This is a genomic window from Streptomyces paradoxus (assembly GCF_014202475.1).
Classification (GTDB): domain Bacteria; phylum Actinomycetota; class Actinomycetes; order Streptomycetales; family Streptomycetaceae; genus Streptomyces; species Streptomyces paradoxus.
Genome location: NZ_JACHGV010000008.1, coordinates 163,217 through 189,939, shown reverse-complemented (window position 1 = coordinate 189,939; position 26,723 = coordinate 163,217). Strand labels below are relative to the sequence as shown.

Sequence of the window (26,723 nt, the reverse complement as noted above, 5' to 3'; positions counted from 1 at the left end):
GGCGCTGTTCGCCCGGGCCGGTTCAGCCGATCACGGACCGGGCGAAGGCGACGGTGCCGGCGAAGGAGCCCCCGGCAGCCAGCACCGCGACAGCCCATGCGTTTCCTGCCAGCACGGTCAGCACGCCGACGGCGACCGCGATCTGCGTGGCCAGCATCAAGATGACCGCGGCCCGTACGGTCATCAGCGGCTCCTGCGACCGGTCGGACGGCGTACTCACGGAAGCTCCCGGCGGTTGATCTCGCGCCTGCGCCACTCCTTGGCGACGCGCTTCAGCTTGCGCCGGTTGTGCTCTCCCTGCGCTTCGTCCTGCTGTACCAAAGCGGGCGCCTTGGTCCACGGCATCGGATGGTTCTCCGCCCAGGCCCGGAGCACGGCCTGTTCCTGCTCGTTGAACCGCCCGACCACGTACTGCACGGACTCGGTCTCGAACTGCTGAGCCCAGGGAATAAGGCGCGGGATCACCAGGTCCTCCGGGCCGGGCGCGGTGTCCCGCTGCTCCCAACCGTCCGGGATGTAGCCGATCGAGAAACCTCGGATCTGGTGATCACGCTCGAAGTCCCAGCCCTGGCGGGCGTACTGGGACAGGACCCTGCGCACCGAGCGGTCGTCGGTGAGGTCGGCCTCGTGCTCCCAAGCGCCCTCGAACATCGCAACAGCCAAGGCCTGACAGGGGTCCTCCAGTACCGGCCACAGGCGCAGGCAGCGACGCAGGAAGTCCTTCATCGGCTCTGTGTCGCCCTCCCGATATGCGTCGAAGGCGTAGCGGGCTTCGGCAAGGACGGACGGCCTCAGCCGCTTCGCCGAGTCGGCGACAGACCGGACTCCGGCGAAGAGATCCGCAACATGGCCGCCAATGAAGTCAGCCAGCGGCGGGCGCGTGCGGAGGATCTCCTGCATCATCTGCAGCAGTCCCACCGGGACAGTGAAGCCGTTGGGTGCCAACGTCTCGGTCACCCTCGCCAGTGGTGCCAGAGCCCCGGCCATCTTCGCCGGGCTGGGCAGCGGCGGAACCAGAGCCGGGAGGCCTTCGAGTACCTGAGCCAGGCCGACGTGCGATCGACGAACAAGTTCACCGACACCGCCCAGCGGCTGGAAGGCGTCATGTTCGGCCAGGGACAGCATCGCCCTGGCCGGGTTGAGTCCGTCCAGCAGCCCGAGTGTGTCCACCGCGGAGGACTGCCATACCGAGTTCCCACTCTGGGACAGCGAGAGGACCTGGGGCTGCCCGCCGGCCACCGCCGACAGCACAGCATTGTGGTCACCCAGCCCGTCCAGTAGGGACTTGCCGACCACTTCTCCGATGTTGGGAAGTCGGGGGACCAGCAGATCGATGCCCGCGATGACCGGGGCCAGGCCGAAGCTCGCCCGCTCGGTGAACTCTCCGACCATCGTGCCGAGGTAGGCCAGCGGCTCGAGGAAGTCACTGATGCCGGACACGAAGGAAGCCGTGTGCACGACGTCCGCCACACTGCCGGAGTTCAGGACGCCGTCGTCGAGCGGCGGGAGGGAGACACAGTGGTCCAAGTCGAGCGTGTCCATCGGCACCGCGAGTCCGCCGTCGCCCGGTTCGCCGAGAGCCCCGGCTTCGGGCATGCCGTGTTCTTCCGATGAGGGAGCGAGCGGTGCTTCGGCCGGCTCTACGGCAGGCTGCTGAGAAGCGTCCTCGGGTGCCGAGTTCAGCGTTGAATCCGCAGGCATCTCGGGCCTCCTTCGTTGCTTGAGTGAGTCTGTTCACCTACCTGCGATGGGAGAGAGATGATCTGACACTCATTCTCCCAACATTTTCTGTGATTCACGTCACATCGCATTGTCTGGCGTGTTTCCTGTTCGCCAACCGCCGCTCCCCCACCCGCTCGAAGGGGCTGACTGCATCGTCCTGACACCGCATCACTCGACGTGGCAGGGGCGGCTCTGATCACGAACAGTCGAGTTGAGGGGGCCTCTCCGCGGACGCGCGGATGTGGGCCGGACTGGTCAGCGCGCCATGCCGTCCTGAAGGTTCGCGATGTCGGTGCCGCCTTTCGGCCTGCAGCACTTGGTGGACAGCGCCGGGTACGACATACGACAGCTGGCTGTACGGCGACTGAGCCACGCGCGCCCGGCGCGGGCGCTTCGGCGACGTGGCCGAGCTGCGCACCGGCTGGGCGGCCCCATACGTTCCTGCTGCGCAGCTGAGACGGCCGCGGTGGCAGCGACCGCCCGTCAGGCACCCGCGGACGAGGTGTGCTTCGTGGTGCCTGAGGAGGCGCTGCCCGCCGGCCGGGCCTCCACTGACGCCGACCGGCTTCTCGCCGTCGTCGGACCCGGCGGTACCCGTGAACTCCTCACGACGTTGATGCTTCCCACCGACATGTGAAGGCGAGCACCTGCCCACAGCGGCATCGGACGTGGGCCCGACCTCGAGCCCGGCCGCCCGTGCCGCTCAAGCGAGGCTTTCGCACACCTCTGTCTCCAGGTAGCGGTCGAAGAGGTCCGTGAAGACCCGACCGGCCGTCCTGTCATTCGCCGGCCGCTCTCCGTCCCACACGGCCAGGTCGTAACTCATGCCCGGACACTCTCACACCGCAACACAGCAATGACGGCCGCCAGGCGCCAAAGGAAACGACGTCTTACTGCTGACCGCGCCTTCGGGTGTCGGCCGTAGTAGCCCGCCCGTAGCCACTGGCCGCGTGTCCGGGCCGCGGTCCGGTGGCGGACCGTCCGTGCTGCTCACACTGGCCGCATGTCCGATGCGTCCCCGGTCCTCGCGACCGATGCCCGGCGGGTGGCCGTCATGACCGTGCTCACCGTGCTGGCGGGCGCCGTCGACGCCGTGAGCTTTCTGACCATGGGGAAGGTCTTCTGCGCGCTGGCGACCGGCAACGTGCTCTTCCTGTCCTTCGCGCTCGCCGGGGAGGGCGATGTCCCGGTGGCGCGGCCCGCCATCGCCATCGGCGCGTTCATGGCGGGGGCGGCCGTCGCGGGCGTCGTACTGCAGTGGCTCGCGGACCGCGGACGGCCGTGGTTCCCGGTCGGGCTGGTCTGCGAGGCGGTCCTGCTGGTGTGCGCCGGTGTGCTGGCCCTGACGAAGCACGGCACCGGGGCCGTTCCCGCCCAGGGCGACCGCGGGGTCGTGGCACTCGTCGCGCTGGCCATGGGAGTTCGCGCCTCCACCGCCCTGCGCGTCCATGTGCCGGGCATGCCGACACTGCTGAGCCAGACAGCCATCGCCGAGCTCGTCAACGACGTGCTGAGACGCCCCCGGGCAGCGCTGCGCGGGATGACGGCGAAGCAGCGGCTGGCCAGGACCAGGTGGACGGCCACCGTGGGCGGGATCTTCAGCGGCGGTGTGCTCGGCACACTGCTGCTGGTGCCGCTGGGCACGGGACGAGCACTGCTCGTCATCGCGGCGGCCGTGCTGCTCCTCTCGCTGGCGGGTCTGGTCGTACCGCCGGGCGTGAGGGAACGGGTCCCTGGCGGACCGTGAGCCACGGACGCAGGTGCTCCTCGAAGTCGGCGTGCAGCCAGGCGCAATCAGCCGCCCGGGCTTCGTGACCGCCGGTTGCGATGAGCGCGGCACCCACGCCATTGGCCCGGCGGTGCGGGGCGACGACGGTGTCGAGGATGAAGGCGTGAACTCCGCCGTCCCGTGCGACGTTGACGAGTGTGGCCGCTCCCAGTGCGGCATCGCGGCGTGGCGTTCCCATGACCCCGAGGGGATGGGGTGCGGCGCCGCGGTTCGCGATGCCGCCGCCACCTCGGCAAGATGGGATCATGACCGACATCCGCACACCCCGTCTCGTCCTGCGTCAGTGGCACGACGACGACCTCGTCCCCCTGTCCGAGATCCACGCCGATCCGGTGGTGATGCGGCGCATCGGCGACGGCACGCCGCGCTCCGTGGAGCAGACCGCCCGAGACATCGAGACGTGGGAGGAGGAGTGGGACGAGGAAGGGTTCGGGATGTTCGCCGTTGAACTCCTGGGCTCTGGTGAGCTGGCGGGCGCCGTCGGTCTGACCGTGGCCGACGCTCCGGCCGAGATCGCCGGCCAGGTGGCGATCAGCTGGCGGCTCGGGCGGGTGTTCTGGGGGCAGGGGTACGCGTCGGAAGCGGCGCACGCCACCCTGGAGTTCGCCCTGCAGGACCGTGGCCTCGACCGGGTGGTGGCCGTGTGCCACGCGGACGACAGGGCCTCCGCGAACGTACTCGGCAAACTCGGCATGGAGCCGGAAGGCAGAGCCCAGCACCCGGTCCACGGCCACGACCTCACCCTGTACGGCATCGACCTCACGCAGTACGAGGGATAGCACCGGCGCACTCCAGACAGCCGGTCGGTCAACCGCCCTTCTCGCGCACGGCCGCGTCGAGGACGGGGCCGAGTTCCCGGGCCACGGTCGTCAGGGCCCGGACGTCACGCTCGGCCCGGGCGAGCAGGATCGCACCCTCCAGGCTGCTGATCATGAGCGTGGCGAGTGGACCGGCCCGTTCCCCGGGCACGCCCATCTCGGTCAGAGCCTCGGCGACCGCGCCGGTCCAGGTGGAGAACGCGGCGGACGCGGCCTTCCGCGTGGAGGGGACCGCCTCCGCGCAGTCCACCAGGGCGGCGGCTACCGGGCAGCCACCCGCGAAGCCGTCAGCCTCGTACTCGTCGGTCCACTGACGCACCATCGAGGCGAACAGCCCGCTCGGCGTCGGCTCGGGCAGCGCGGCCAGGAAGCGCTCGACACGACCTGCCGCGTAACCGCCCGCCCAGCCCACCGCCTCGTCGACCAGCTGAGCCTTGCCGCCGGGGAAGTAGTGCTGGAGCGAACCGCGTGGCGCGGCGGCGTCGACGGCGACCTCGCGCATGCCGGTGGAGACGACTCCGTCGCGCCGGATGAGCTGCGCCGCACTGAAGATCATCCGCTCACGCGGCCCCCGCTCGGCCTTGGCCATCGTCCGACCTCCGTCAACTCGCTCGCGGTCCTGCCCACGCCCCACTCTATGACCACGGTCATAATCGAGACTACTATGACCACGGTCATAGTCGAGGGGGGACGGCGGCTCGGCCTCGGCACGAGCCGGAGGAGGCGGTGCGTCATGTACGTCGGTTTCATCGGTCTCGGGGTCATGGGGCAGCCCATGGCACTGAACCTCGCTCGTGCCGGGACACGGCTCGTCGTCTGGAACCGCACCCCCGAGCGATGCGAGCCGCTGCACGCCGCCGGTGCCGAGGTGGCGGCGAGCAGCGCCGAGGTCCTGCACCGGGCGGCCACCGTTTTCCTCATGCTGGCCGATGAGGCGGCCGTGAACGCGGTGCTGGGGCGCGGTACGCCGGACTTCGCCCCGAAGGTCGCCGGTCGTACCGTCGTCCATATGGGAACGACCTCGGCCGAGTACTCCCGCAGCCTCCAGGAGGACATCAGATCCGCGGGCGGGCGGTACGTCGAGGCCCCGGTCTCCGGCAGCCGTGTCCCTGCCGAGCGGGGCGAACTGGTGGGGATGCTGGCGGGTGACGGCGACGCCGTGTCGACCGTGCGGCCCCTGCTCGGCCCGATGTGCCGGGAGACGTTCGTGTGCGGGGCCGTCCCGGGTGCGCTGCGGCTGAAGTTCTCGGTGAACCTGTTCCTGATCACCGTGGTCACGGGCCTGGCCGAGGCATTCCACTTCGCGGAGCGGCACGGGCTCGATCAGCGTCTCTTCCGGGATGTCCTGGACGCCGGTCCCATGGCCAGTGCCGTCTCCCGGGTCAAGGCCGCGAAGCTGCTGGAGCGCGACTTCTCGGTCCAGGCGGCCGCCGCGGACGTCCTGAAGAACAACCGCCTCATCGCCGAGGCCGCCCGCGAGGCCGACCTGGCGTCCCCGCTCCTGGACGTGTGCCACGCCCTCTACGCTGAGACCGTCCAACAGGGCCATGGTGGCGAGGACATGGCGGCTGTCCTGCGCGCCTTGGAGGCTCGGACCGACGGCACGCCCGTCGCGGCGAAGAGAATCGCCGGCCCGTCTGCCTGAGCCGGCCGGGGCCGCCGGCGAAGCAGCCTGACCACCACGCCGGCACCGCTGCTCAGCCACCCGGGGGTGCCCGTCATCGGTATCAGCAGCCCGTGGGTCTCCTCGTCGGCGGCGGTGGCGAATTCCCCGGCGCCCTTGTCGATGCGGGTTGGGTGAGACCACCGCCCCGGAGAAGACGATGTGCCGTCAGGCGTGGGACAGCGCGAAGGAGACCAGGAAGCCGCTGACCGTGACCAGCCCGATCGCCAGGTGGGCTTCCTGGAACGCCTCGGGAATCATCGTGTCGGCGATCATGGCCAGGATCGCACCGGCGGCCACGGCCGTCACCCCCGCGATCACGGTGGGCGAGAAGCCCCCGAGGACGGCGTACCCGAGGACTGCGGAGACCATGCTCGCGACCGCGATGGCGCCCCACACGCCGAAGACGTACGCCTTGCCGCGCCCGGACTTCTTCATCCCCGCCGAACTGGACAGCCCCTCGGGGATGTTGCTGATGAACACCGCCGCGACCGTCACGAGGCTCACTGCCCCTCCGTCGAGCAGGCTGACGCCGATCACCGCCGACTCGGGTACTCCGTCCAGCAGCGCGCCGAGTGCCAGCGCCAGGCCCGAGCCGCCGCTCTGCTCCTCGGACGGCTGGGTCTGCTCCGCGTGGTGGCCCGATCGCTTGCGGTGCCGGGCGCCTCGGCCCGCCAGCCACAGATTGCCCGCGGTGTAAGCCGTCGCACCGGCCAGTGTCCCCACCGCTGCCGGGCCCAACCCGCCCTGCTCGTAGGCTTCGCCGACCAGCTCGAAGGAAACGGCCGACAGCAGCACACCGGCGCCGAACGCCATCACCAGCGCGATGACCTTCTGCGACACGCGCATCCCGTAGCCGAACACCGCTCCCAGCAGCAGAGCACTCCCCGCCAGCAACCCCCAGCCGCCTGCTTGAATCACTTCCGACATACTGCGTGGCGTACCCGCGTGGGCGTGATCGGCACCTTCGGCGTACAACGCCGGTCCACGCCCGTAGTCGGCTCGGAGGTTGTCGGCCGAGCGTCACGTGACTCCGTCGAGCAACCGGCAGGGCAGCGCTCGCTCGACAGCCTCGCTCCCTCCATCCGGCCGCACCCAGTGCAGGCGGGCCTCCGGAGTCCGGCTGACCGCTTCCACGAGACGTCCGTCCGCGAACAGGGCGCCCACTCCGTCCTCGATCGCCCACCCGGCGGACAACATTCCGGTCGCTACCGCTTCCCGGTAGGAAGCGCGGCGCCCTGGTTCGCTGTCGTAGTGCGGGCACACCGAGCCCGGCAGCAGGCCCAGTCCGTCCTGGAGATGGGTCAGCGGGCCGAAGGAGTCCGTGTGCGAGCCGGAGGCCCAACAATTGGCGCCGGCGCTGATTCCGCACAGCAGCGTCCCGCGGTCGCAGGCTTCGATCAGCACCCGGTCGACCCCGTGCGCCCGCCACACCACCAGAAGGTTCGCGGTATTGCCACCGCCGACGTACACGACATCCTGGCCGAGCAGGAACGTCCGCAGAGCCTGGTCATCCAACTCCCGCCTGAACAGCGACAGAACGGACGGCTCACAACAGCGCGACGCGAACACACTCAAGAACTGATCGACGTACGCGGGCGCGTCACCACTGGCCGTGGGGACGAAGCACACCTTGGGGCGTGGGCGGCCCACATGGCCGAGCAGCCAGTCGTCCAGCAGTCCGTCCTCATCCGTCGAGAAGCCTCCCCCGAGGAGAGCGACGCGCCGAGCCGGTGCGGCCATCCCCATGCCTCCCTAGGCGTAGGTGTCGCGTGGTCAAGGCTCGCCCTGGTTCACGCCAAGGTGACGCGCATGCGGCCCTCGGCGAGGACTTCCAGCACCCGGGCGACCAGGTCGTACGGTTCGCCCTCCGCGGTCAGGACCTGGGAGAGATACTCGCGCGCGGGTGCGAAGTTCCGCCAGAGGAGGGTCCCGGGGGCGGTGTATCCGAAGTTGCCCAGCAGGCAGTCCGCGAGCGCGGCCTCGCAGCCGCCGAAGTAGCCTCCCGGCCCGTTGACGGCCTCGCCGAGTGCCAGGAAGAGGCTCTGCTCGTCGGTGATGTGGCGGCCGTCCAGCTCGTACAGCTGTCCGGCCGGCCGGTCCTGGTGCTCGAGTCGGCAGCCCCGCTCGCGGACGAGTTCGAGCCAGGCCTCGCGCTGCCGGGTGTCCAGGCCGGCCCAGGCGTTGGGGCCTTCCGGCGGGCCGGCGAGCCAGCGGTCCCAGACGGGACTGGCGTGTCCGGGGACGGGTCCGTCGAGCTCTTCGTCGAGTTCCAGGTCGATCCGATCCGGCCCGAGGGAGGAGGGGCGCCACGCACGGACCTTCGGCCGCAGCAGCCGGCCGGTGAGCGGCTCGCCGCCGTCGTCCCGGATCTCCAGCCAGGCCTCGCCCAGGTCCAGCGCGCGCCGGGTGCCCTTCGCCAGTGCCTGGCGCAGCCGATCACCCGGCGAGAGGCCCCGCAGGACGAGCGAGGGAGTGGCCCGCTCTTCGGGCAGGACGCGTGTGAACTCCCGGCACGAGCCCAGCCACCGGTACCCGTCGTGCAGACGGACCGGAGCCCGGTGGCCCTCGGGCGGGCCCATGTAGTCGTCCATGCCCGTGAGCAGGAGAGCATCCGTTCGCGGTCGCGGCCCGAGGCTCTCCGCGTCCTCCAGCAGCCATGGGTCGGTCGTTGTGTCCTCCGGTACCAGCCACACCCGGCATCCGACCCACCCTCGCACCTCGGCACCGTCCGGCACCCAGCCGAAGAATTCGTAGGTCGCGCGCCTGGGCTCCCTGAACAGTCCCTCCACCTCGGAACAGACCCCCCACACGTGGCCGTGTTCCGACTCCGTCAGGGCGTACCGCCCCCGGCCGCCCTGCCCCCTGTCTCCCCGCACGGTGTGCATCATGCCCTGATCAGGTGCGTCTGTCTCCGCCGTTCGAGCGGTCGGGAGCCACGTGTGGTGGGCAGAGCGATGAGTTTCGCAAGCGTGCCGGGTCTATGGGTGCGACGGTCGCGGAAGCACATCCGAAGAAGATCGCCCGCCCGCACGTCCCACCGGTCAACCGCACGCGAGGAGCATCACATGACCGCCACCTACACCTTCGACGTCTTCTCCAGCCTCGACGGCTACGGCGCCGCCGGCGGCGACTGGACCGGCTACTGGGGGAAGCAAGGCCCCGAGTTGCTCGACCACCGCCTCGCCCTCTACGGCGAGGAGCAGCGGATGGTCTTCGGGGCCAACACCTATCGCGCCTTCACACAGATGCTGGCTTCGAGCACCGAGAAGTCCGACGTGCGCGACCCATGGGTGACGCGGATGCGGAACCTGCCGGCGACGGTGGTGTCGAGGACGTTGGAAGGTCCCCTCGACTGGCCGGACGCGACACTCGTCAGCGGCGACGCCGTCGAGGTCGTCGCCCGGCTCAAGGAGGAGTCCGAGGTGCCGTTGCGCTCCCACGGCAGTCTGTCGTTGAACCGCGCGCTGATGGTCGCCGGACTGGTGGACCGCGTGCAGGTCACGCTCTTCCCCGTCATCACCGGCCGGACGGGGCTGGACCGGATCTTCCAGGATGCGGCGGATTTCGACCTGGAGCTGGTCGAGAGCCGGACGCTGGACGGTCACATCCAAGAGCTCGTGTACCGCCCGACCCTCCACTGACCCCTATGGTCTCCGCTAGGCGTTGGCGTGGCGGCGCCAGGCCGGCCTGCGCGGAGCGGCGTGATGCGCGGGCTCGGCCGAGTGGCCGGCCTGCTGACGCCTCAGCCAGAAGGCCGTCATGGCCAGCAGAGCGGCGAAGACCACCAGGAACACCGCCGAGACCCACATCTGCCGGCTGCCGGGGGCGTCCCACCCCGCCGACACGGCAGAAACGGCCCACAAGATCGCACCCCCGGCGTAGAAGGTGCGCATCCGGCGCAGCTGCCGCAGGGCTCGTACGGATTCAGCGTGATCGTTTTCGGTAGCCATGCCGACGCAGGTACCCCGATCCGCGCCGCCTATCAGCCCCCGCCGATTTCCCGCGTGGCGTCCCCGCCCGGATCCGACGAGCCGGGTCCGGTCCCCCGTCCGGCTTCGTGGTGTTCGAGGAGGTACGGCTCGTCGAGGCGGGCGTCGTCGGCACGGTCGCGCACCTCGGTCAGGAGCCAGCTCAGCAGCTCGGCGGAGGCGTCGTACTCGTCGTAGAAGCCCATGCGCAGATCGGTGATCTCGTACTCGACCAGCACGTCGTCGATGAAGTCGGCCAGTTGCGCGTCGGCGGTCCCGGTGCGGGTGCCGGCCCAGATGTCCAGCCAGGGGCGCAGGGCGCCCGTGGCGACGGTGATGAGGCTGAGGGTCTCCCTGACGGAGACGGGCCCGGGGCGGGTGTGCAGGGTGGCGTGCCACCAGGCGGCCCAGACGTCGTGGACTGCGCCGGCCAGGGGCGCCTCCCAGGTGGTCCACTCCGCTGCGACCAGGCGTGAGGCGATGAGGTTCTCGTCGACATGCAGCCGGCCGGTGACGGCGGACCGGATGATGCGTGGGGCGAGGCGGCGGTAGAGACGCTGGAAGTCGTCCCAGTGGCTGGGGACTTCCGCCGCGACGGCGGACAGCAGGTCGTCGGCTATCAGGTCGAGCGGTCCGGAGAGAGCGGCCAGGTCCTGGTCGCCGTAGCAGTACGTGCATCCGGTGACGGGGAAGGGCTCTTCCGAGGCGAAGGCGCGGTCCAGGGCGTCAAGCGCTGTCGCGAGCTGTTGTCGGGGACGAGTCATGGCGACCTGCGGGGGGACTCCGACCGGGTGACCGGCGAAGATCGCAGGCTATCAGCCGCAGCCCGAAGGGGGTTGCGTGATCAATCCTCCTGGCGTCGGCGCGCGAGATGGACGGTGATGTCGGCGGTCATCTCGACCGTGTCCGGGAGGACCTGCCTGATCCGGCTGAACACCTGCTCTCGCACCGAGGCCGGCAGGACGAGATAGGCCGAGATGGTCGAGAGGTGCCCGATGTAGTCGCGGGCGCTCATCGTCACATGCCGTTCGATCACGGCCTGTCGGACGTCGGTGAACGACTCGGACCGTTGCAGCTCGCTGCCCGGCCACTGCATCTCGTGATCCGGAGGGGTCCCGTCGGGGGACGGGATCTCGTCGCTCTCCAGGAACGGCGCCCTCGCCGCGTGGACGGCTTCCTGCACGGCCGGGTCGGTCAGCCGGAAGGGCGCGCCGAAGGACGCGAACACGCCACCCGGCTCCAGTAGCGCGGCGATGCGTGGCCAGCGGCCCTCCGGGTCCGTCCAGTGCAGCGCTGCCGCCGCGTAGACCAGCGCGTACCGCTCCCCCGGCCGCAGGTCCTCGAACGCGGCCCGCACCGTCGCGACGTCGACCGGCACGTGCTTGCGCAGCTCGGCGAGCATGGAGCCGTCAGGGTCGGTCGCGGTGACCGCGATCCCCCGCTGAGCGAACAGCCGGGTCGCCTTGCCCGTCCCGGCACCGATTTCGAGAGCGGTCGGAACCGGACGGCCCGCGTACGCAATGACCATCTCGAACAGCTCCACGGGGTACCCCGGACGGAACCGCTCGTAGGCTTCCGCTACCCCTCCGAAGCTCAGCGCACGACCGGACATGCCGAGCATCCTGGCACACGAGAACGGAGGATCGGCGGTCGGGGAGGTCGTCCGCGTTCCGGATCAGAATGGCTCAGGAGCCGGGGGTGTGGTGGTCCAGCAAGCGAGTGAGCAGCTGCACGAACTGGTCGCGTTCGGCCCGGCTCAACGGTGCGAGGAGCTGTTCGTGGAGGTCGTCAAGGACCTGGTCCAGGCGGCGCAGTTGGCGGCGGCCTCGGGCGGAGATCGTGATGACGTTGCGGCGCCGGTCGTCGGGATCCGGCGTCCGCTCGACGAGGTCACGCCCGGCCAGTTCGTTGAGCACGCCGACCATGTCGCTGCGGTAGATGCCGGAGCGTCTGCTCAGCTCCGCCTGACTGGCCGGCCCGTACTCCTGCAGTGAGGCGAGCACGGCGTAGTGCCACTTCCGGGCATCGGCCCGGGCCAGCCCCTCGGTGATCAGCCGGTCCGACCGCGAGGTCAGGTGCGACAGGAGACGGCTGGCCCGTCGACGCAGCCTGTCGGGCATCTTGAGCCTGCCGTCGTCGGGCAGGTCGGCTGCTTCGGCTTTGATCACGGCACCGACCCTACCCGTTGTGTTAGTCCGACTAACGATGTACGTTCGCCGAGCCAGGAACGTTAGTGTTACTAACGTTGGTTGAGTGCTTACACGATGGGACGATGTTGCCCACCAAGACACTGCTGATCCCCACCGAGGACGGCCGGGCCGACGCCTTCGCCGCCCATCCCGACGACGGCGAGCGGCACCCCGGGGTGCTGATGTACCCGGACGGCTTCGGCGTCCGGCCCGTGCTGCGGGAGATGGCCCGTGAGCTCGCCGGGCACGGGTACTACGTGCTCGTCCCCAACATCTTCTACCGGCACGGCCCGGCACCGGTGATCGAACTTCCCGAGCACATCGGAGAAGAGGTCCGGCCCGCTATCTTCGACCGGCTGATGCCCATGATCGAGGCACACAGCACCGAACGCGTCCTGAGTGACGCCGACGCCTACCTCCGGTTCCTCACCGCACGGTCCGAGGTCGGGGCCGGGCCGGTCGCGGTGACCGGCTACTGCATCGGCGGCCTCCTGGCGATGCGTACCGCCGCGGCCCATCCCGGCCAGGTGGCCGCCGTCGCCGGGTTCCACGGCCCCGTCGCGGTCGACGGGCCGGAGGGGCTGCACCGTCGTCTCCTGTCCGGGCTCACCGCCGAGGTCCATCTCGCCCATGCGGAGACGGACCTGACGCCAGAGGCGCTCGCCGAACTCAACCGTGCGCTGGATGCCGCAGGTGTCGCCCACACCTCCGAGATCTATCCCGGCACGGTCCACGGCTTCACGATGTCCGACACCGACGCCTTCAGCCCCTCCGCCCTGCAACGCCACTGGGACCGCTTGCTTCCCCTCCTCGGACGCACCTTGGCCAACGGCTGACACCCGAAGCGAAATCGCGGAAAGCGCACAGGCCCGGCCCCATGATGAAGCCATGACCGACCGTGACGACTTCCTGGCGTGGGTCGAGACCACCCTGTACGAGGCGGAGCTCGCGCTGCACAACGGCGATGCCGGTCCCCGCCGGGCGCTCTGGTCGCGCGATGAGCCCGTGAGTGTCCTGGGTGCGTGGCGGAACGCCTTCGGGCAACAGGAGTTGGACCGGCTCTTCACCGCGTTGGAGGAGAGCTTCTCCGACTGCACCTCGTACGTGTTCGAGCTGCGGACGTACGGCGTTTCGGGGGACATGGCCTACACGGCCGGCCTTGAGCACACCTCCGCCTCCGTCGACGGAGAGCCGCGCAGCTACACGCTGCGGGTCACTCAGGTGTACCGCCGTGAAGGGGGCGAGTGGAGGGTGGCTCACCGTCACGGTGACGCGGTGAGCGGGTGAGAGTGCCGGCCCTGCCCGAACCGGCGGATTGCTCCCGCCGGTCGAGGCCTCACCGGGGGGCCGCGACCCCCGTCCACGGCTCCCGGCGCGTTCGGCCCACTCCCGGGCCGCCTCCTGGCGGCCGGTGAGCAGCAGGAGCAGGGCCGCGATCGGACCGCGGACTTCCGGACCCGCCCCGCGCGTGAACTCGATATCGGTGGCGACGAGCCGGGCCTTCGGCAGGGGCCACGGGCGGGGCGGGACACGCATCGTCCACCCCCGGTCGGCGGCGTCACGGGCGGCCCGGGTCATGCAACGCATCGGCCCGGAGGGCACGCGCCTGACCGAGCTCGCCGAACAGGCCCAGATCACCGAGCAGACCGCGGGCTTCCTCGTCGACCAGCTGGAGAAGGCGGGCTACATCACCCGCGTGCCCGACCCGACCGACAAGCGGGCCCGCCTCGTCCGCGGCGCGGAGAAGGCCCGGGCGGCCAAGGAGGTCGCCGACGCGGTGGTGGCCGACGTGGAGCGGGAGTGGGAGGAGCACCTCGGCAGGCGACGGATGAAACAGCTGCGGGAAGCGCTCACCCTGCTCAGGCAGATCACCGACCCCTGGGCCTGAGGTCATGTCCGCCGCGGCATCGGCCCCGTCCCCCGTCACGGGCGCAGGTGCTCGATCGTGACGTGGTGCCGCTCGGCCAGTCGCCGGGCGATCAGCGAGCGGTGGCATGCCTCCGGATCACGCTCGACGCAGAACAGCGCCGCGGTTCCGCTGTGCGGCAGCGCCGACACGATCGGTGTGAGGTCGGCACGGTCGAGGATCTCGGTGGTGTAGCGGCGGATGTACTCGGCGGCGAGTTCGCGGCGCGAGCGCTTGCCGACCCCTTGGCGGTCGTCCTCGGCGTACTGGAGGTGGCGCAGTTCGGTGGTCGGGGCGAGCTCGGGGTGGTGCTCGTAGGCGATCCCGGCGTGGGCGAGGGCCGCTTGCAGCCGGAGTGAGTTCGCCCAGGCGTACTCGGGTCCGCGGACGCCGCGGCGCTGACGTACGTCGAGCAGGACGCGGACGTCCGCGCGCCGCAGCCGGCGCAGGAACGAGTCGGAGTCGAAGCCGTAGACGCCGATCGTCACCATTCCGATCATCGGCCATCACCCATCTGCTCACTGCTCGTGCCGGTGCGACCGGCACGAGCAGCACAAGCGGCGAGGTCGCATCACGCGACGGCGGTCCCCTCAAGTTCCACCATCTGGCCCGGGACGGCCAATCGTGTCACTCCGAGCATCGTGGTGGCCGGTGCCACCCCGGCGGCGCCCAGCCGCGACGCCAGCACGCCGTAGTGCGGGAACAGCAGGTCGACGTCGGTGGTGTAGACGTTGAGCCGGACGAGGTTCGCGAGGGACATGCCGGCCTCGCCGAGCACGGCCTCCAGGTTGTCGAGGCTCAGCGCGAGCTGTGCGGCCATGTCACCGTCGTGCCGGGGCTTGCCGTCGCCGCTCATCGCGGTCTGCCCTGAGCAGTACAGGGTCCGGGTGTGCCCGCAGACCAGCTCACCCTGGTTGAACCCCAGCTCGGCCGACCACGTCACCGGGTTGATCGGCGTTCTTTTCACAGCCACATCCGCTCCATTCAAGTCATGGGGAGTGCGTACGTCCATCGGCGCGGTGGCTACCGGCGTCGACGTCGCTGACGAAGAGCCTTCCAACGATTCACGACACCCTTGGTCATGTATTCGTTAAGGTCCTCGCATGCGCGCTGATCGGCTCGTCTCGCTGGTGCTGCTGCTGCGTCAGCGCGGCCGGCTGACCGCGGACACGCTGGCCCGCGAGCTGGAGGTGTCCACCCGTACGGTGCTGCGCGACATCGAGGCGCTGTCGGCAGCCGGCGTCCCGGTCTACGCGGAACGCGGCCGGCACGGCGGCTTCGCGCTGCTGCCCGGTTTCCGGACCGAGCTCACGGGTCTGAACCACGACGAGGCCCTGGCCCTGCTGACCGCCGGATCGGGGCGCGGGGAGCAGGTGTTCGGCCTCGGCTCGGCACTCGCTTCGGCCATGCGCAAGGTGGTCGACGCGCTGCCCGAGAGCCATCAGGCCACTGCCGGCGACGCGGCCCGGCGCTTTCTCGTCGAGCCCGAGACCGACCTGCTCTCCCGCCGGGTGGTCACCGAGGAGGTCCCTGACGCGGCCATGTTCGAGATCCGGAGCGCGGTGCTCGCCGGACACCGGCTGCGCATCCACTACGCGGCGACGGACCAGTCACCGCGGTGGCGCACGGTGGACCCGATCGGCCTGGTCACCGTGCGCGACCGGGGCTACTTGCTGGCCACGAGATCCGGCGCGGACCGCACCTACCGGCTGTCGCGGGTGCTGGCGGCCGAGGAAGTCCCCGAACCGGCGCAGCGAGCGGACCGGGTCGATCTGGACCGGGTCTGGCGGGAACGCTGCGCACGGTTCCTGTCCGAGGATCACATCGCCGTGCTGGTGCGGGTGACGCCGGAGCGGCGGGAGGAACTGCTGAGCAGCGCGGTGGCCCTCCGCACTGCGGAACTCGACGCCGACGGACGGCTGCGGCTGGAGGTGACGTTCCAGGACCTACGGCACGCCGAGTGGGCGCTGTGGCGGCTCGGCACGGACGCGGAGGCCCTGTCCCCGGGGGCGTTGCGCACCTCCCTGCGCGAACGCGCCGCCGCGATGGCCGCCCGGTACGCAGACGAGTAAGCGGCCGGTGCCTCCTCCGCATCCCGGCATGGCGTTCCAGGCTGTCGGCGTCTGTGCAGGTCAGCGCCCGTTCCAGCGTTCCGGCGTCCCGAAGTGACCGTCTTTCGTGGCGGCTGGGACGGATCGCGGAACAGGCTGAGGTCGTCCGAGCGGCTTGCCGGACAACCCACTTCGCACCATGGAGATCTCAAATGCGCTCGCGCTTTGCCGCCCCGTCCGCCCGCCTCGCCCTGGCCGCGGTCGCCGCGATGGCCGTCACCGCCACCGCGACCGCCACGGCCGCGGCCACCGCCGACAGCCGAAGCAGCGCCGTGCGGGCCTGCGTGACCAAGGACCTGACCTACAAGGTCAGCCTGGAGACGCAGGCCGGCGGCTACTACCTCGTCACCGCCAAGGCCAAGTCCGGCGTGACCTGTTACCTGGAGGGCGTCTTCCCCTCCGCCTCCTTCGGCTCCTCCCCCGACACCGAGGTGTCGCCGGCCGAGCACGCTGTCAGCGACAGGGTGACCCTGTCCGGCTCCATCGCCGCCTACGCCGGCATCAACCCCAAGACCACGAACAACGACCACGGCAAGGAGCTCGACTTCCTGCACCTCGCCGTCGCGGGCGACGAGACCAACGCCGTCACCCTCGCGCTCCCCGAGACCGCAACGGTCGACCGGCCGGTCGCCACCAACTGGCACGCCGACCCCGCCGACGCGGTCCCCTTCTCCGGCTGACGCCTTCGGCGCCGGCCGCCCCCGGCCCAGGAACACACCCTCGGCCGGGGGCGCGGCCGTGTGCTCGACCGCGCAGGCCGCTTTGCCGTAACGGCAAGATTCCGTGCCGGGCGTGCAGGCGCCTGACGAGACTGAGCGCCTACCCGCACAAGGAGGCCTGATGAGCACCACCGATGCGCTCGAATTCTGGGACGGCGTCTACGCGGCCCGGCCGGCGGCCGAGACTCCTCGGCCCAACGTCCGCCTCACCGAGACGGTTTCGGACCTGTCATCCGGTCAGGCACTGGACCTCGGATGCGGCGAGGGCGGCGACGCGCTGTGGCTCGCCGGCCAGGGCTGGCACGTCACCGCGGTCGACATCTCGGCCGTGGCGGTCGAGCGGCTCACCGCCCTCGCCCGTTCCCACGGCCTGGGCGATCGCGTCACCGCCGAGCGCCACGACCTGCAGGCATCCTTCCCGCAAGGCGCCTTCGACCTGGTCTGCGCCCACTATCTGCACACCCCGTTCGGCCTGGACCGGTCGACCGTCCTGCGCTCGGCCGCCCACGCGCTGCGCCCGGGCGGACGGTTGCTGGTGGTCGATCACGGATCGACCGCGCCCTGGTCGTGGAACGAGGATCCCGACATCCGGTACCCGAGCCCGCGGGAGGTCGCCGCCGGGATCGACCTGGACCCGCGGACCTGGACGGTCCAGCGGGCCGACGCGCCCCGCCGGATCGCGACCGGACCGGACGGGCGCACCGCGGAGGTCACCGACCACGTCCTGCTGATCCGCCGCACCGCCTGACGCCACCGAGCGGGCCCGTCACGCTGTCGCCGACTGCTCCTCACAGGTCCGTCGATGGGCGACCGAGATCCTCGCCCACGACCCCGCCGTCCGGCGGGCGCATGTCATGCCGGGAGAGTGAGCGCGCAGCCCGTCAGTCCGAAGCCGCCGTGAGGAGCGTGCGGCCGGCCGCGAAGAGCCGGGCGCAGCGCTGCGTCATGGCTTCGGGCGACTGGTCGGGGTGGCCGACCCACCAGCGGACGAGCGCGGTGCACAGGCCGCGCCACGCGTAGGCGAGGGCGTCGGCGTCGAGCGGGTCGCCGGATCCGGTCGTCCGCAGGAGGTCGGCGGTGCCGGTCGCGGCGAGGTCGTCGATGGCGCGTCGGAAGTACGCGGCGCGGCGGGCAGCGTCGCTGTCGGGCGGCAGTGTGGTGTCGTAGAGGACGAACCATGCCTCGCGCTGCCCGTCCAGGGCGGTGAACAGGGCGTGCAGCACGCGCAGGGCGGTGGGCTGCGCTGTGGCGGCGGGTTCGGCCATGGCGGTGCGGACGGCGTGCAGCAACCGGTCGCCCACGGGGTTCAGACACGCGAGGTAGAGGTCCTGCTTGCTGCCGAAGTAGTGGTGCAGCAGGGGTTTGGTGACGCCGACTTTGGTGGCGATGGCGGCCACGGTGGTGGCTTCGTAGCCGTGGCGTCCGAACTCCTGGGTGGCCGCGTCCAGAACCTGTCGTTCGCGGGCGGCCCTGGGGACCCCCTTGGTGCCGGCTTTCGAGGGCGGCATTGTCATGGACTGAATATTACCCTACGGTAATTTTCCGATGGGTCACTTCACCGGCCTCGCTGGGAGCGCGCATGTCTGCCTCACCCTCCGGCCCCGGCACCTCCCGCACCCGCTCCTGGTGGGGCTGGGGGTACACCGACGCCCACCCGGACGACGCCGAATGCGTGGCGCTGGGAGCGCTGTTGCCGGGCACGCTGGCCCGCCCGCTGCCGGTGCCCCGGGTCGCCGACCTGAAGATCGGCCGCCCCGGCGTGACACTTCCGGCCGCGCTCGCCCACCTCGTCACGACCGATCCCGACGCGCGCGCCGCCCACGCCATGGGAAAGGCCTACCGCGACGTCATCCGTGCCCTGCGGGGCCGGCCGGGCCGGATCCCCGACCTGGTCGCCCGCCCGACCGACGACCGGGAGGTGGCCGACCTGCTGGACTGGGCCGGCGGGCAGGGCGTGGCCGTCATCCCCTTCGGCGGCGGCTCCTCCGTGGTCGGCGGCGTGGAGTACCGCGGTGACACCCACCGGGCCGTGCTGTCACTCGACCTGACGTCGACGGACCAGGTCCTGGAGGTCGACACCGTCAGCCGCTCGGCCCGCATCCGGGCCGGGGCGCTCGGTCCCGTGCTGGAGGCGCAGTTGCGGCCCCACGGCCTCACCCTGCGCCACTTCCCGCAGAGCTTCGAGTTCTCCACCCTCGGCGGCTGGCTGGCCACCCGGGCCGGAGGTCACTACGCCACCGGCCGCACGCACATCGACGACTTCGTGCAGTCCCTGCGCGTCGTGACGCCCGCCGGAGCGGGCACGTCGTGGCGGCTGCCCGCCTCCGGTGCCGGGCCGTCACCCGATCGCCTGTTCCTGGGCTCCGAGGGGGCGCTCGGGGTCATCACCGAGGCATGGATGCGCCTACAGGAGCGGCCGCGGCACAAGGCTTCGGCGTCGGCTGCGTTCGCCGACTTCGGGCAGGCGCTGGAGGCCGTGCGCGCCATCGCCCGGTCCGACCTCTCCCCCGCCAACTGCCGCCTGCTCGATCCCGGCGAGGCGTTGTTGTCCGGCGCCTCGCACCACGGCTCCTCCGTCCTGGTCCTGGGCTTCGAGTCGGCCACCGCCCCGGTCGACGGCCGCCTCGCGAGCGCCCTGGAGCTGGCCCGCGCCCATGGCGGCCGTGGCGGGCGACCGGCGGCGGCGGGCGACGCCCCGGCCGACACGGCGGTGAGCGCCTGGCGTTCGGCGTTCCTGCGCATGCCGTACCTGCGTGACGGACTGGCCCGTATGGGTGCCGTCGTCGAGACGTTCGAGACCGCCGCCACCTGGGACCGGGTTCCGGCCCTGATCGATGCCGTCCGCACCGAGGTCGGCTCCGCCGCCTTCAAGGCCACCGGGAACCCGGCCACCGTCAACTGCCGCCTGACGCACGTGTACCCCGACGGCGCCGCGCCCTATTTCACCGTGGCCGTCGCCGGCCGCCCGGGCGACGAAGTCCGGATCTGGGACGACATCAAGGCCGCCGCGAGCGACGTACTGCACCGCCACCGCGCCACCATCACCCACCACCATGCGGTCGGCCGCGACCACCGCCCCGGCTACGACCTCCAGCGCCCGGATCCCTTCGCGCTGGCCCTGCGCGCCGCCAAGGACGCGCTGGACCCCCATCGCATCCTCAACCCGGGCGTCCTGATCGACTGAGTCAACTTCGATGCATGCCAGCCCCCTATGCGAGCCAGAGCGAGCCGCGCCGATGACGCGCCGGCACGATGTCCACCATGTCCACCATGTCCACCGCATCGAGCGCGAGCTCGTCTCCGGTGGAATTCACCAGCCGCAGGAGAGCGCCCACTTGGGCTCGCAGCCGCTGCCGCGCCCTGCGTTCCTCCGTCGCGGACCACTCGGCCACGGAGCGGTCCCGCTGGTGCCGGGCGAACGAGTAGACCGCAACCGTACGGCGGACCTTGCGAGGCTGGGGCCGCCTGGACTGTCGTGCGGCATCGGTGAAGGTACGTGCGCTGTACCTGAGGTCGTAGAGGATCACGGAGCGCCATGGTGTTCCTGACGAACAGGCGTGGGCACTCCGGCCGTGTGCGGGGCGAAGGTGATGGGCGGTGCGTGTCACGGAACTCCGATCGCAGCAACCGCCAGGTACGTCCTGGCGGGCTACCGGAAGCCCATCGGCCCTGTCGCACGCGCGTTTTCCATGTGCGTGACCTTAACTCGCCGCCCGCGAGCGTGCAGACCCGCTGCGGAATTTCCTGGCGCCGCTTGCCGAGAGTCGGGAGCCCGACCGAAAGGCGCGGACGCTCTGGCTCACGCGCACTTCACGGAGTTTTCGGGGAGCGGGAGGGCGCTTCGGCCGCCGAGGGTGCCGGCGGGCCGGGGCTTGGCCTTGCGCGCGGCCTTGAGTTTCCCGGCGGCTCGGAAACGAGCCCCCTCCGCCAGTCGGCGCTGTCGCGCGTTGAAGGCGAGGCGGCGTTCGATGTCTCGTTCGCGAGCCTCGGCCGCGGTCAGGGCAGGCGCCGAGACCAGCGTCGGCTCGGCGGGCGGCAGAACGGGTTGTTCGCGACGGGCGGCTTGGGTCAGTTCATGCTGCCCCCGTTCTCGTGCCACGGTGCTGGTGCCCTCAGGGTGGCGGTGGGTCCGGGCGCTGGCAAGGCCCGCGGCACGCTCGGCTGTGGCAGGATGCCGGCATGGTTCTGATCCGAAAGGGCAGTGCCGCGTAGGCGCCCGACGGCCGTCCGCGCCGAGCGGTGGCGGCCCCCCAAGCACACGCCCGTTCTCCGGATTCCGGCCGTATCGGCTCGAACTCGGGCGGCTGTGCGGCGTGTTGAGGCCGAACATCTGTGGCCCGACGCCGTCGCCGTAGCTCTCAGCCGCTTCGAGTGGGCCTTCAGGCAGCCGGGGCGCTACCTGGAGGGCCCTTACGAGAGTCCCGGCATCGAGATCGAAGACGGCCGGGACGACCTGGACGAGGCCCTGCGGCGCCTGCCCCCAGGGGCCCGGGCGGATCTGGGCCGCCTGGTGGAGCGGATCGACGCGGAGTTCGAGCGCCGCACGCTTCCGAATCCGGGGTGGGTGAGCGAGTGGACCGCGGGGCGCTGGTGGTGGTGGCGCCTGCGGGAACGATGACTTCGCGCGGCACCCTCGGGCGGGGCGTCCCACACGGCGGCTGGAGCGGTGAAGTCGGTGATCTTGGGAAGACGGTGGGAGTGATCTTGCTGTTGGTCCCATGAGGGGGGATGTCGTGACAGTGCCTCCGCAGCGCGCTCCGGTTGTGAAGCGCCGCCGGTACGGGTTCGATCTTCGGTCGACGGCCCTGTTCTTCGTGTTTCTCGCGGTGGTCGTGAGTGTCCTGGGCCTCGCCGCCCGCGTGGCGGCGAGCACCGTCGAGCGGCGTCCTGCCTGGGTGTTCGTCCTGGCCGTGATAGCCGTCGCGGGCTGCCTGGGCCTACGGCGCCGGATGCGGGTGGCGGGCGTGGCACGCCGGGCCGCCGCGGCACTCGACGAGGCGGCCAGGGTGGCGGCACAGGAACTGGAGGCTCCAGCCGTGCCCCGTCAGCCGGCGGCCGCCGAGGTCGTCGTCGATTACGACGCCCTGACGCCGGAGGAGTTCGAGGAGGCGATCGCGGCACTCTGCGAGCGGGACGGCTGCTCGGGTGCCGAAGTCGTGGGAGGCGCCGGGGACTTGGGCGCCGACGTCGTGGCCGTGACGCCCGACGGGCGCCGCGTCGTCATCCAGTGCAAGCAGTACGGCGAGTCCCATCGGGTCGGCTCACAGGATCTGCAGCGTTTCGGCGGCACGTGCTACACCGTCCATGAGGCCGACGTCGCCGTACTGGTCAGCACGAGTGACTTCACGGCGCCGGCGATGGAGTACGCCGAGCAGTGCGGGATCGTGTGCGTGGACCGGGAGGCACTGGAGGCGTGGACGAACGGCACCGGCCCCCGGCCCTGGGACATCGCCCCGGGCGGCGGGGCGGCCGGGTGGGAGACAGCCGGTGCACAGTTCTGAGATGCGCCGCACCCGTGCCCGCATGCTGACGGAGATCGCGAGGTGCAGGCGGATATTCGCTTGATCGGGCGTGGGGCGGGCGTGGCAGTCTTGCGCGGTGATACCTGTGCTGGCACCTGGGTTCCTGAGCTGGGACGAGGTGGACCCCGCCCGCCACCCCTTCGACGCCGCCTCGGCGGCACAGGTGGTCCATTCGCTCGGGCCGGCCCGGTGTGTGCCGCGCCGGCCGGATGTCGCGTTCGCCGACCCGGTGATGAGCGACTGGAGTTGGGGTGAGGCCCGGCGGTGGGCCGATGCCATGTCCCATGCCTTGATGGAGCACTACGGCCGTTGGGCGGCGGGCTGGCGCTGGTCGCACGACGAAGGTGACTTCGACGGGGGGCCGGTCGGGCACTGGTGCTGCCCGCGCGACTCGATCACCACCCCCGAGGAGACGCTCACCCGCGTGGTCGCGGCCCTGTGCGAATGGCGCGCCTGGCTGGAGAGCCTCGCCGGATGGATCGAGGCGTACCCGCTGGACCTGGACACCGTCGAGGACGACCGGATCCTGTGGGACCGGGCCGCCCGCAACCTGATCCTTCAGGTGACCGACCGCACCGGGTGCGGCAGCGGCTGGCACGGACACTGCCACCAGGTGCTCACCTGGTTCCTCGACCGCTGGGCGGTGGCACCCGGCGTCGCGGAGGAACTGGTCGACCGTGCGATCGGCGGGCGGTTCCTGAGCTGGACCGGCCCTGACGACGCGCTGGTCGACGATGTGGCGGAGCGGCTCGCGCAGTCGTTGCGGCCGGCCGACCGGGCACGGTCCGCCGAGTCGCTGCCGGACCACCTGGAGCGCTGGCTCGCGGTGCGGGAGAGCGTGCCGTGGCAGCAGGCCCCGGACAGCGGCGCGGACGGACCGGTGACCCCGTTCCGCGACGGCGCGCAGGAGGACATCCGCGACTTCGACGGCACCCTGGACCCGGACCGTGCCCGCGGCCTGCTCACCGCACTGGAGCTGCTGCGGGCCGACGCCGCGCCCGACGCCCGCCTCGGCTTCGGGCTGCTGCAGCGCTGGCAGCGGCACCTCCTGGGCACAGAGCGGCCCCCGCCGCTGCGCGGCCGGCCCGCCTTCGCGAAGGGCGGCCGGGAACGCTACGGCATCACTCCCGGCCTCGGGGCCCGCCTGGACGCCTGCCTGGCCGAGAGCGCCCGCGACCCAGCACGGCCCCTGCCCCTGACCGCCCGCGCCGCCCGCGCCTACCTCGACGTCTGCTTCTTCCACCCCTTCGACGACGGCAACGCCCGCGCCGCCTTCCTCACCCTGGTCTTCGTCCTCGCCCGCGAAGGCATCGCCCTCGACGGCGTCACCCTGCTGCGCCGCATCGCCTTCAGCGCCGACGAGCCCGGGGACGCGCTCGTCCTCGCCTCGTACATCGACACCCACCTCACCGAGACCCGGCGCCGTGCCGCCGCCCCCGCGTGAGCGCCCGTCATCCGGGTGGCCTTCCCTCGCAATGGTGATCGGGCGGTATTCCGGGCGCGGCGGGGTAATGGGATGTCGATCAGCACCCTGCCGTGAAGGAGCCGAGGATGACCGACGACGCCTACCTGTTCCTGCTTGATGACGCGTCCGCGCAGCTCGGCGTGGTTCCGGCGGCCGTCGGTGAACTCGCGTGCATGGAGACTCCCGCGGTGCGCGCCTGGCTCGACGCCCAGGGAAGCACGCCGACCTCGCCGCACCTGCGTCTGCTGCCGCCGGAGGAGAGGGCGGCCGTGCCCGAGGGAGCGGAACGGCTGCCCGTCCCGCTGAGCGAGGAGGAGCTGAACCGCCTCCGCCACCAGATGGCACCGGAGCCGCTGGCCCGGGTCGAGGAGGAACTGCTCGCCTACCGCGACTGCGCGGACGGGCGGGACGGCCTGATCGGGCGAGCGCTGGCCGCCGGTGTGGCACCGCACCGCATCGTCGAACTGACCGGGGTGGATCCCGCCACGGTGACCGCCGCCGCGAGCGGTTGACGACGCCGCGGGCACCCCGTCGGACGAGAACCATCTGACGGGGCCGGTCAGTCGGCACGCGGATTTCGTCCGGGACCGCCGAGGCGGGCCGGATCAGCGGCTGCGGGTGAAGACCTTGTCCTGGGTGGGGCCGCCGGCGCACAACTTCTTCTCGTCGGCCGTCATCTTGCGGGACTTGACCACGACCGCGCTGTGCTTGCCGTCCGTGCCGTTCGGGGCCGGGCCGGTGACCGTGTCGGGCACGAACCAGTAGTAGTGGCCCCACTTGGGGTCGTCGTAGTGGGTCTGCCACGTGCCGGATATCTGCCGCATGACCTGGGCACGGGAGATCCAGCCCACTTCTCCCGGCTTCACGGTGACGGTGAAGGAACTCGTCTCCGTGTGCGAGCTCTGCCAGGTGTAGTTGTACGTAGCGGTCACGCTGGCCGTGATGATGCCCTCGATACCGCCGCCCACGGTGACCGAGCCTCCCACCGAGTGGGAGGAGCCCACGGTGTCGGCCCATGACATCGACTGGGAGGCGGGCGAGTCGGTGCAGTTGAAGAGCAGTTCGGAGACCTGACGGGGCTCACCGAGGTAGGCCTTGCCGAGCTGCGGTGAATTGAAGCTGCACTTGCCCTCTCCGGAAGCGCAGTCGGCCAGGATCTGCTCCGCGGTGGGCTCATCCCCGGCGGCGGCCGGGACCGCCGTCGCGATCACCCCGAGTACGGTCGCCGCCAGCGCGAGCGTGCGACTGCCGTACCGCAGGGCGTGGTTCATCGTCATCGTCGGTGCCTCTTACTTCTGCGTGGGGGGGGGAGATGACCGCAATGACCCCTGCTTTGCATGGGGTTGGGGTCATCGGGTGATGCACATGAGGCTCACGTAATCGACGGTCGAGCTACACCAAGAGATGGCAAAGTTGTGATTGATTTCAGAACTGATGAATAGCCAACTATGCGGTCACCAGATGGTCGTGGACGCGATCCTGCAGGTGAATACGGCAACGCCGCCGGCACCGCGTTCCGTTCGCGGAGCCGGCGGCGAAGCCGGAACGGTCAGTTGAGGGGATCGAGCGTGAGGTAGGCCTGGCGCGGGTTGCCGTCGTGCACGAGTGATTCGTGGTGGCCCACGTCGTCGAAGGCGAAGGCGTACGCCTTTCCGTCCGCCATCTGCGCGTGGATCTTGCGGGCGTAGTGATTGGTGACGTTGTCCTTGTAGAAGTCGGCGGCACTGGCGTCGGGCTGACTGGAGTTGACCAGCAGCGTGGAGCGGTTGAAGCCGGCGCACAAGGTGCGCGATATCGGCCCGCGCACCTGGTCGTTCGGGGCGTCGAGCCTCCTGTGGCAGCCGAAGACGGAGGAGGCGTCCGGCTTCTGGAAGCTGGTGACGACGGCACCGGCGGCGTCGGTGAAGTTCATGACGCCACCGGAGACCCGGCCGTAGTACTTCGTGCCGGGCCGGTCGGCGAACGGGGTGACCGTCAGGGTCGAGGTGGAGTACTTCTGCCAGACACGGTTGATGTAGTCGTCCATGACACCGGCCGGCAGAGCGCCGGTCTCCAGGCCGTACAGCGGCGACAGGGCGCGCAGTACCGTGCCGTCGGAGCGGGTCTGGATCAGGTTGGCCCAGCCTCCGGGCTGCCCCCTGAGGGCGTTGAAGAAGCCGTTGTATCCGCCGGGCTTGAGCCGGCCGGTGCTCGCGGTGCTGCCGTCGGCCCGCTGCACTCCGACCGCGTAGGGAGCGGAGAACATGTCGACCTGCGTGCTGTTGATCCACAGGCCGGAGTCGTTGAGCGTGTACTCCGACCAGTTGAACAGGATGTTCCGGTTGGGGTCGGACGGGTTCTGCACGGCGGGCTGGACCAGGCCTCCGGTGGTGAGCTTGAAGACCAGTTTCTGGCCGTAGGAGAAGTACACGCGGCCGGAGAACTTCGGCATGCGGATCGTGGCCGACTGGCCCGCGGCCGGGCCCGGGATCGAGGCGTCGGGGGCGGGGGTCGGCGGGTTGCCGCCCGCCGGCCAGGGGTGGAAGGTGCCGGCCGCGTCGGCCCAGCCCTGTCGTCCGGTGGAGAGTTCCGTGCCGAGGTTGTAGATGTACAGCTGCTGGCCGCGGGCCGAGTTGTTGGTGATCTTCAGCGGGATCGTCGCCGGGACGGCGGCGTGGGCCGGAGCGCCCGTTCCGGTCGCCAGCAGTGAGCCGGCGAGGACCGTGGCGAGGGACAGCCCCGCGGCCGTGGCCCGGCGCCTGAGAGTTCGCAACACGCGCTGCCTCCGTTCGACAGGTGGCCGATTCCAAACTGTGAGAGCGCTCTCAGAGTTGCCTCTTGGTCCGTACCTGTCAATGCTTCGCGCACG

The 26,723-nt window shown here is 70.8% G+C and carries 33 protein-coding genes; 16 read left to right on the top strand and 17 right to left on the bottom strand.

Annotated elements, in window-relative coordinates; genetic code table 11:
* Positions 1 to 22: 22 nt before the first annotated feature.
* On the bottom strand, positions 23 to 220 hold the full coding sequence (locus tag HNR57_RS25755) for a hypothetical protein (protein ID WP_184563339.1): 198 nt from the start codon (positions 218 to 220) through the stop codon (positions 23 to 25).
* Entirely contained in the window at positions 217 to 1,596 is a 1,380-nt protein-coding gene (locus HNR57_RS25750; protein ID WP_246554937.1) for a hypothetical protein, read from the bottom strand. The genes HNR57_RS25755 and HNR57_RS25750 overlap by 4 nt, the downstream gene beginning before the upstream one ends.
* A gap of 592 nt (positions 1,597 to 2,188) precedes the next feature.
* Here HNR57_RS25750 and HNR57_RS25745 point away from each other — a divergent pair.
* Positions 2,189 to 2,359 (top strand): hypothetical protein, encoded by a 171-nt coding sequence (locus tag HNR57_RS25745; RefSeq protein ID WP_184563336.1) that lies wholly within the window; start codon positions 2,189 to 2,191, stop codon positions 2,357 to 2,359.
* A 66-nt stretch (positions 2,360 to 2,425) separates the two neighbouring features.
* Here HNR57_RS25745 and HNR57_RS40340 read toward each other — a convergent pair whose 3' ends face one another.
* Positions 2,426 to 2,548 (bottom strand): hypothetical protein, encoded by a 123-nt coding sequence (locus HNR57_RS40340; RefSeq protein ID WP_281403919.1) that lies wholly within the window; start codon positions 2,546 to 2,548, stop codon positions 2,426 to 2,428.
* 177 nt (positions 2,549 to 2,725) lie between these two features.
* Here HNR57_RS40340 and HNR57_RS25740 point away from each other — a divergent pair, with 177 nt between their 5' ends.
* Positions 2,726 to 3,469: a YoaK family protein gene (locus HNR57_RS25740; protein ID WP_184563334.1), complete on the top strand. Its 744-nt coding sequence runs from the start codon at positions 2,726 to 2,728 to the stop codon at positions 3,467 to 3,469.
* Between the two features lie 287 nt (positions 3,470 to 3,756).
* Positions 3,757 to 4,290, top strand: coding sequence for a GNAT family N-acetyltransferase (locus HNR57_RS25735; protein WP_184563332.1), 534 nt, complete (start codon positions 3,757 to 3,759; stop codon positions 4,288 to 4,290).
* A 28-nt stretch (positions 4,291 to 4,318) separates the two neighbouring features.
* Here HNR57_RS25735 and HNR57_RS25730 read toward each other — a convergent pair whose 3' ends face one another.
* Positions 4,319 to 4,918, bottom strand: a complete 600-nt coding sequence (locus HNR57_RS25730) for a TetR/AcrR family transcriptional regulator (RefSeq protein WP_184563330.1) — start codon at positions 4,916 to 4,918, stop codon at positions 4,319 to 4,321.
* Between the two features lie 144 nt (positions 4,919 to 5,062).
* Here HNR57_RS25730 and HNR57_RS25725 point away from each other — a divergent pair, with 144 nt between their 5' ends.
* The gene (locus HNR57_RS25725; RefSeq protein WP_184563328.1) at positions 5,063 to 5,974 is read left to right on the top strand and encodes an NAD(P)-dependent oxidoreductase; all 912 of its coding nucleotides are present in this window, start codon (positions 5,063 to 5,065) and stop codon (positions 5,972 to 5,974) included.
* 186 nt (positions 5,975 to 6,160) lie between these two features.
* On the opposite strand, the gene HNR57_RS25720 is transcribed toward HNR57_RS25725, so the two are convergent.
* The 3 genes from HNR57_RS25720 to HNR57_RS25710 all read right to left on the bottom strand — a co-directional run bounded on the left by HNR57_RS25720 (position 6,161) and on the right by HNR57_RS25710 (position 8,883).
* Entirely contained in the window at positions 6,161 to 6,922 is a 762-nt protein-coding gene (locus HNR57_RS25720; RefSeq protein ID WP_184563327.1) for a ZIP family metal transporter, read from the bottom strand.
* 93 nt (positions 6,923 to 7,015) lie between these two features.
* Entirely contained in the window at positions 7,016 to 7,735 is a 720-nt protein-coding gene (locus HNR57_RS25715) for a Type 1 glutamine amidotransferase-like domain-containing protein (protein ID WP_184563720.1), read from the bottom strand.
* A gap of 50 nt (positions 7,736 to 7,785) precedes the next feature.
* Positions 7,786 to 8,883 carry a barstar family protein gene (locus tag HNR57_RS25710; protein WP_184563325.1) on the bottom strand — a complete coding sequence of 366 codons (1,098 nt, stop codon included), beginning with the start codon at positions 8,881 to 8,883 and terminating at the stop codon, positions 7,786 to 7,788.
* A 177-nt stretch (positions 8,884 to 9,060) separates the two neighbouring features.
* Here HNR57_RS25710 and HNR57_RS25705 point away from each other — a divergent pair, with 177 nt between their 5' ends.
* Positions 9,061 to 9,636, top strand: a complete 576-nt coding sequence (locus HNR57_RS25705; protein ID WP_184563323.1) for a dihydrofolate reductase family protein — start codon at positions 9,061 to 9,063, stop codon at positions 9,634 to 9,636.
* Between the two features lie 15 nt (positions 9,637 to 9,651).
* On the opposite strand, the gene HNR57_RS25700 is transcribed toward HNR57_RS25705, so the two are convergent.
* The 4 genes from HNR57_RS25700 to HNR57_RS25685 form a co-directional block, all read right to left on the bottom strand.
* Positions 9,652 to 9,945 carry a hypothetical protein gene (locus HNR57_RS25700; RefSeq protein ID WP_184563321.1) on the bottom strand — a complete coding sequence of 98 codons (294 nt, stop codon included), beginning with the start codon at positions 9,943 to 9,945 and terminating at the stop codon, positions 9,652 to 9,654.
* 32 nt (positions 9,946 to 9,977) lie between these two features.
* Positions 9,978 to 10,727, bottom strand: a complete 750-nt coding sequence (locus tag HNR57_RS25695; RefSeq protein WP_246554935.1) for a hypothetical protein — start codon at positions 10,725 to 10,727, stop codon at positions 9,978 to 9,980.
* A gap of 80 nt (positions 10,728 to 10,807) precedes the next feature.
* The gene (locus tag HNR57_RS25690) at positions 10,808 to 11,575 is read right to left on the bottom strand and encodes a class I SAM-dependent methyltransferase (RefSeq protein WP_184563319.1); all 768 of its coding nucleotides are present in this window, start codon (positions 11,573 to 11,575) and stop codon (positions 10,808 to 10,810) included.
* 73 nt (positions 11,576 to 11,648) lie between these two features.
* Positions 11,649 to 12,131, bottom strand: coding sequence for a MarR family winged helix-turn-helix transcriptional regulator (locus tag HNR57_RS25685; RefSeq protein ID WP_184563317.1), 483 nt, complete (start codon positions 12,129 to 12,131; stop codon positions 11,649 to 11,651).
* A gap of 107 nt (positions 12,132 to 12,238) precedes the next feature.
* Between HNR57_RS25685 and HNR57_RS25680 the strand changes: the two genes are divergently transcribed.
* The 3 genes from HNR57_RS25680 to HNR57_RS25670 all read left to right on the top strand — a co-directional run bounded on the left by HNR57_RS25680 (position 12,239) and on the right by HNR57_RS25670 (position 14,040).
* Positions 12,239 to 12,988, top strand: a complete 750-nt coding sequence (locus HNR57_RS25680; protein ID WP_184563718.1) for a dienelactone hydrolase family protein — start codon at positions 12,239 to 12,241, stop codon at positions 12,986 to 12,988.
* 52 nt (positions 12,989 to 13,040) lie between these two features.
* Positions 13,041 to 13,439 (top strand): nuclear transport factor 2 family protein, encoded by a 399-nt coding sequence (locus tag HNR57_RS25675; protein ID WP_184563315.1) that lies wholly within the window; start codon positions 13,041 to 13,043, stop codon positions 13,437 to 13,439.
* Positions 13,440 to 13,728: 289 nt separating this feature from the next.
* Positions 13,729 to 14,040, top strand: a complete 312-nt coding sequence (locus HNR57_RS25670) for a MarR family winged helix-turn-helix transcriptional regulator (protein WP_246554934.1) — start codon at positions 13,729 to 13,731, stop codon at positions 14,038 to 14,040.
* Positions 14,041 to 14,075: 35 nt separating this feature from the next.
* Here HNR57_RS25670 and HNR57_RS25665 read toward each other — a convergent pair whose 3' ends face one another.
* Complete coding sequence (locus HNR57_RS25665; RefSeq protein WP_184563313.1) at positions 14,076 to 14,558, bottom strand: DUF488 domain-containing protein; 483 nt, start codon at positions 14,556 to 14,558, stop codon at positions 14,076 to 14,078.
* Between the two features lie 71 nt (positions 14,559 to 14,629).
* A complete protein-coding gene (locus HNR57_RS25660) occupies positions 14,630 to 15,025 on the bottom strand; it encodes a RidA family protein (protein WP_184563716.1) in 396 nt (131 codons plus the stop codon).
* 136 nt (positions 15,026 to 15,161) lie between these two features.
* On the opposite strand from HNR57_RS25660, the gene HNR57_RS25655 reads away from it, so the two are divergent.
* The 3 genes from HNR57_RS25655 (at position 15,162) to HNR57_RS25645 (ending at position 17,636) form a co-directional block, all read left to right on the top strand.
* The gene (locus HNR57_RS25655) at positions 15,162 to 16,130 is read left to right on the top strand and encodes a helix-turn-helix transcriptional regulator (protein ID WP_184563311.1); all 969 of its coding nucleotides are present in this window, start codon (positions 15,162 to 15,164) and stop codon (positions 16,128 to 16,130) included.
* Positions 16,131 to 16,321: 191 nt separating this feature from the next.
* Positions 16,322 to 16,849, top strand: coding sequence for a DUF4232 domain-containing protein (locus HNR57_RS25650; RefSeq protein ID WP_184563309.1), 528 nt, complete (start codon positions 16,322 to 16,324; stop codon positions 16,847 to 16,849).
* Between the two features lie 160 nt (positions 16,850 to 17,009).
* Positions 17,010 to 17,636: a class I SAM-dependent methyltransferase gene (locus HNR57_RS25645; protein WP_184563307.1), complete on the top strand. Its 627-nt coding sequence runs from the start codon at positions 17,010 to 17,012 to the stop codon at positions 17,634 to 17,636.
* Positions 17,637 to 17,769: 133 nt separating this feature from the next.
* Here HNR57_RS25645 and HNR57_RS25640 read toward each other — a convergent pair whose 3' ends face one another.
* On the bottom strand, positions 17,770 to 18,402 hold the full coding sequence (locus HNR57_RS25640; RefSeq protein WP_184563305.1) for a TetR/AcrR family transcriptional regulator: 633 nt from the start codon (positions 18,400 to 18,402) through the stop codon (positions 17,770 to 17,772).
* 65 nt (positions 18,403 to 18,467) lie between these two features.
* On the opposite strand from HNR57_RS25640, the gene HNR57_RS25635 reads away from it, so the two are divergent.
* A complete protein-coding gene (locus HNR57_RS25635; protein ID WP_184563303.1) occupies positions 18,468 to 20,072 on the top strand; it encodes an FAD-binding oxidoreductase in 1,605 nt (534 codons plus the stop codon).
* A gap of 25 nt (positions 20,073 to 20,097) precedes the next feature.
* Here the strand turns inward: HNR57_RS25635 and HNR57_RS25630 are convergent, their stop codons facing one another.
* Positions 20,098 to 20,415 carry a hypothetical protein gene (locus HNR57_RS25630; RefSeq protein ID WP_184563301.1) on the bottom strand — a complete coding sequence of 106 codons (318 nt, stop codon included), beginning with the start codon at positions 20,413 to 20,415 and terminating at the stop codon, positions 20,098 to 20,100.
* Positions 20,416 to 21,194: 779 nt separating this feature from the next.
* Between HNR57_RS25630 and HNR57_RS25625 the strand changes: the two genes are divergently transcribed.
* The 4 genes from HNR57_RS25625 (at position 21,195) to HNR57_RS25610 (ending at position 24,387) form a co-directional block, all read left to right on the top strand.
* A complete protein-coding gene (locus tag HNR57_RS25625) occupies positions 21,195 to 21,506 on the top strand; it encodes a hypothetical protein (protein ID WP_313674727.1) in 312 nt (103 codons plus the stop codon).
* A 115-nt stretch (positions 21,507 to 21,621) separates the two neighbouring features.
* A complete protein-coding gene (locus tag HNR57_RS25620) occupies positions 21,622 to 22,389 on the top strand; it encodes a restriction endonuclease (RefSeq protein WP_313674725.1) in 768 nt (255 codons plus the stop codon).
* 106 nt (positions 22,390 to 22,495) lie between these two features.
* Positions 22,496 to 23,854, top strand: coding sequence for a Fic family protein (locus HNR57_RS25615; RefSeq protein WP_313674723.1), 1,359 nt, complete (start codon positions 22,496 to 22,498; stop codon positions 23,852 to 23,854).
* A gap of 107 nt (positions 23,855 to 23,961) precedes the next feature.
* Entirely contained in the window at positions 23,962 to 24,387 is a 426-nt protein-coding gene (locus tag HNR57_RS25610; protein WP_184563297.1) for a DUF6003 family protein, read from the top strand.
* Positions 24,388 to 24,480: 93 nt separating this feature from the next.
* Here the strand turns inward: HNR57_RS25610 and HNR57_RS25605 are convergent, their stop codons facing one another.
* Together HNR57_RS25605 and HNR57_RS25600 are read right to left on the bottom strand one after the other, a co-directional pair.
* Positions 24,481 to 25,152 carry a hypothetical protein gene (locus tag HNR57_RS25605; protein WP_184563295.1) on the bottom strand — a complete coding sequence of 224 codons (672 nt, stop codon included), beginning with the start codon at positions 25,150 to 25,152 and terminating at the stop codon, positions 24,481 to 24,483.
* 272 nt (positions 25,153 to 25,424) lie between these two features.
* Complete coding sequence (locus HNR57_RS25600; RefSeq protein ID WP_184563293.1) at positions 25,425 to 26,630, bottom strand: glycoside hydrolase family 64 protein; 1,206 nt, start codon at positions 26,628 to 26,630, stop codon at positions 25,425 to 25,427.
* Positions 26,631 to 26,723 lie beyond the last annotated feature (93 nt).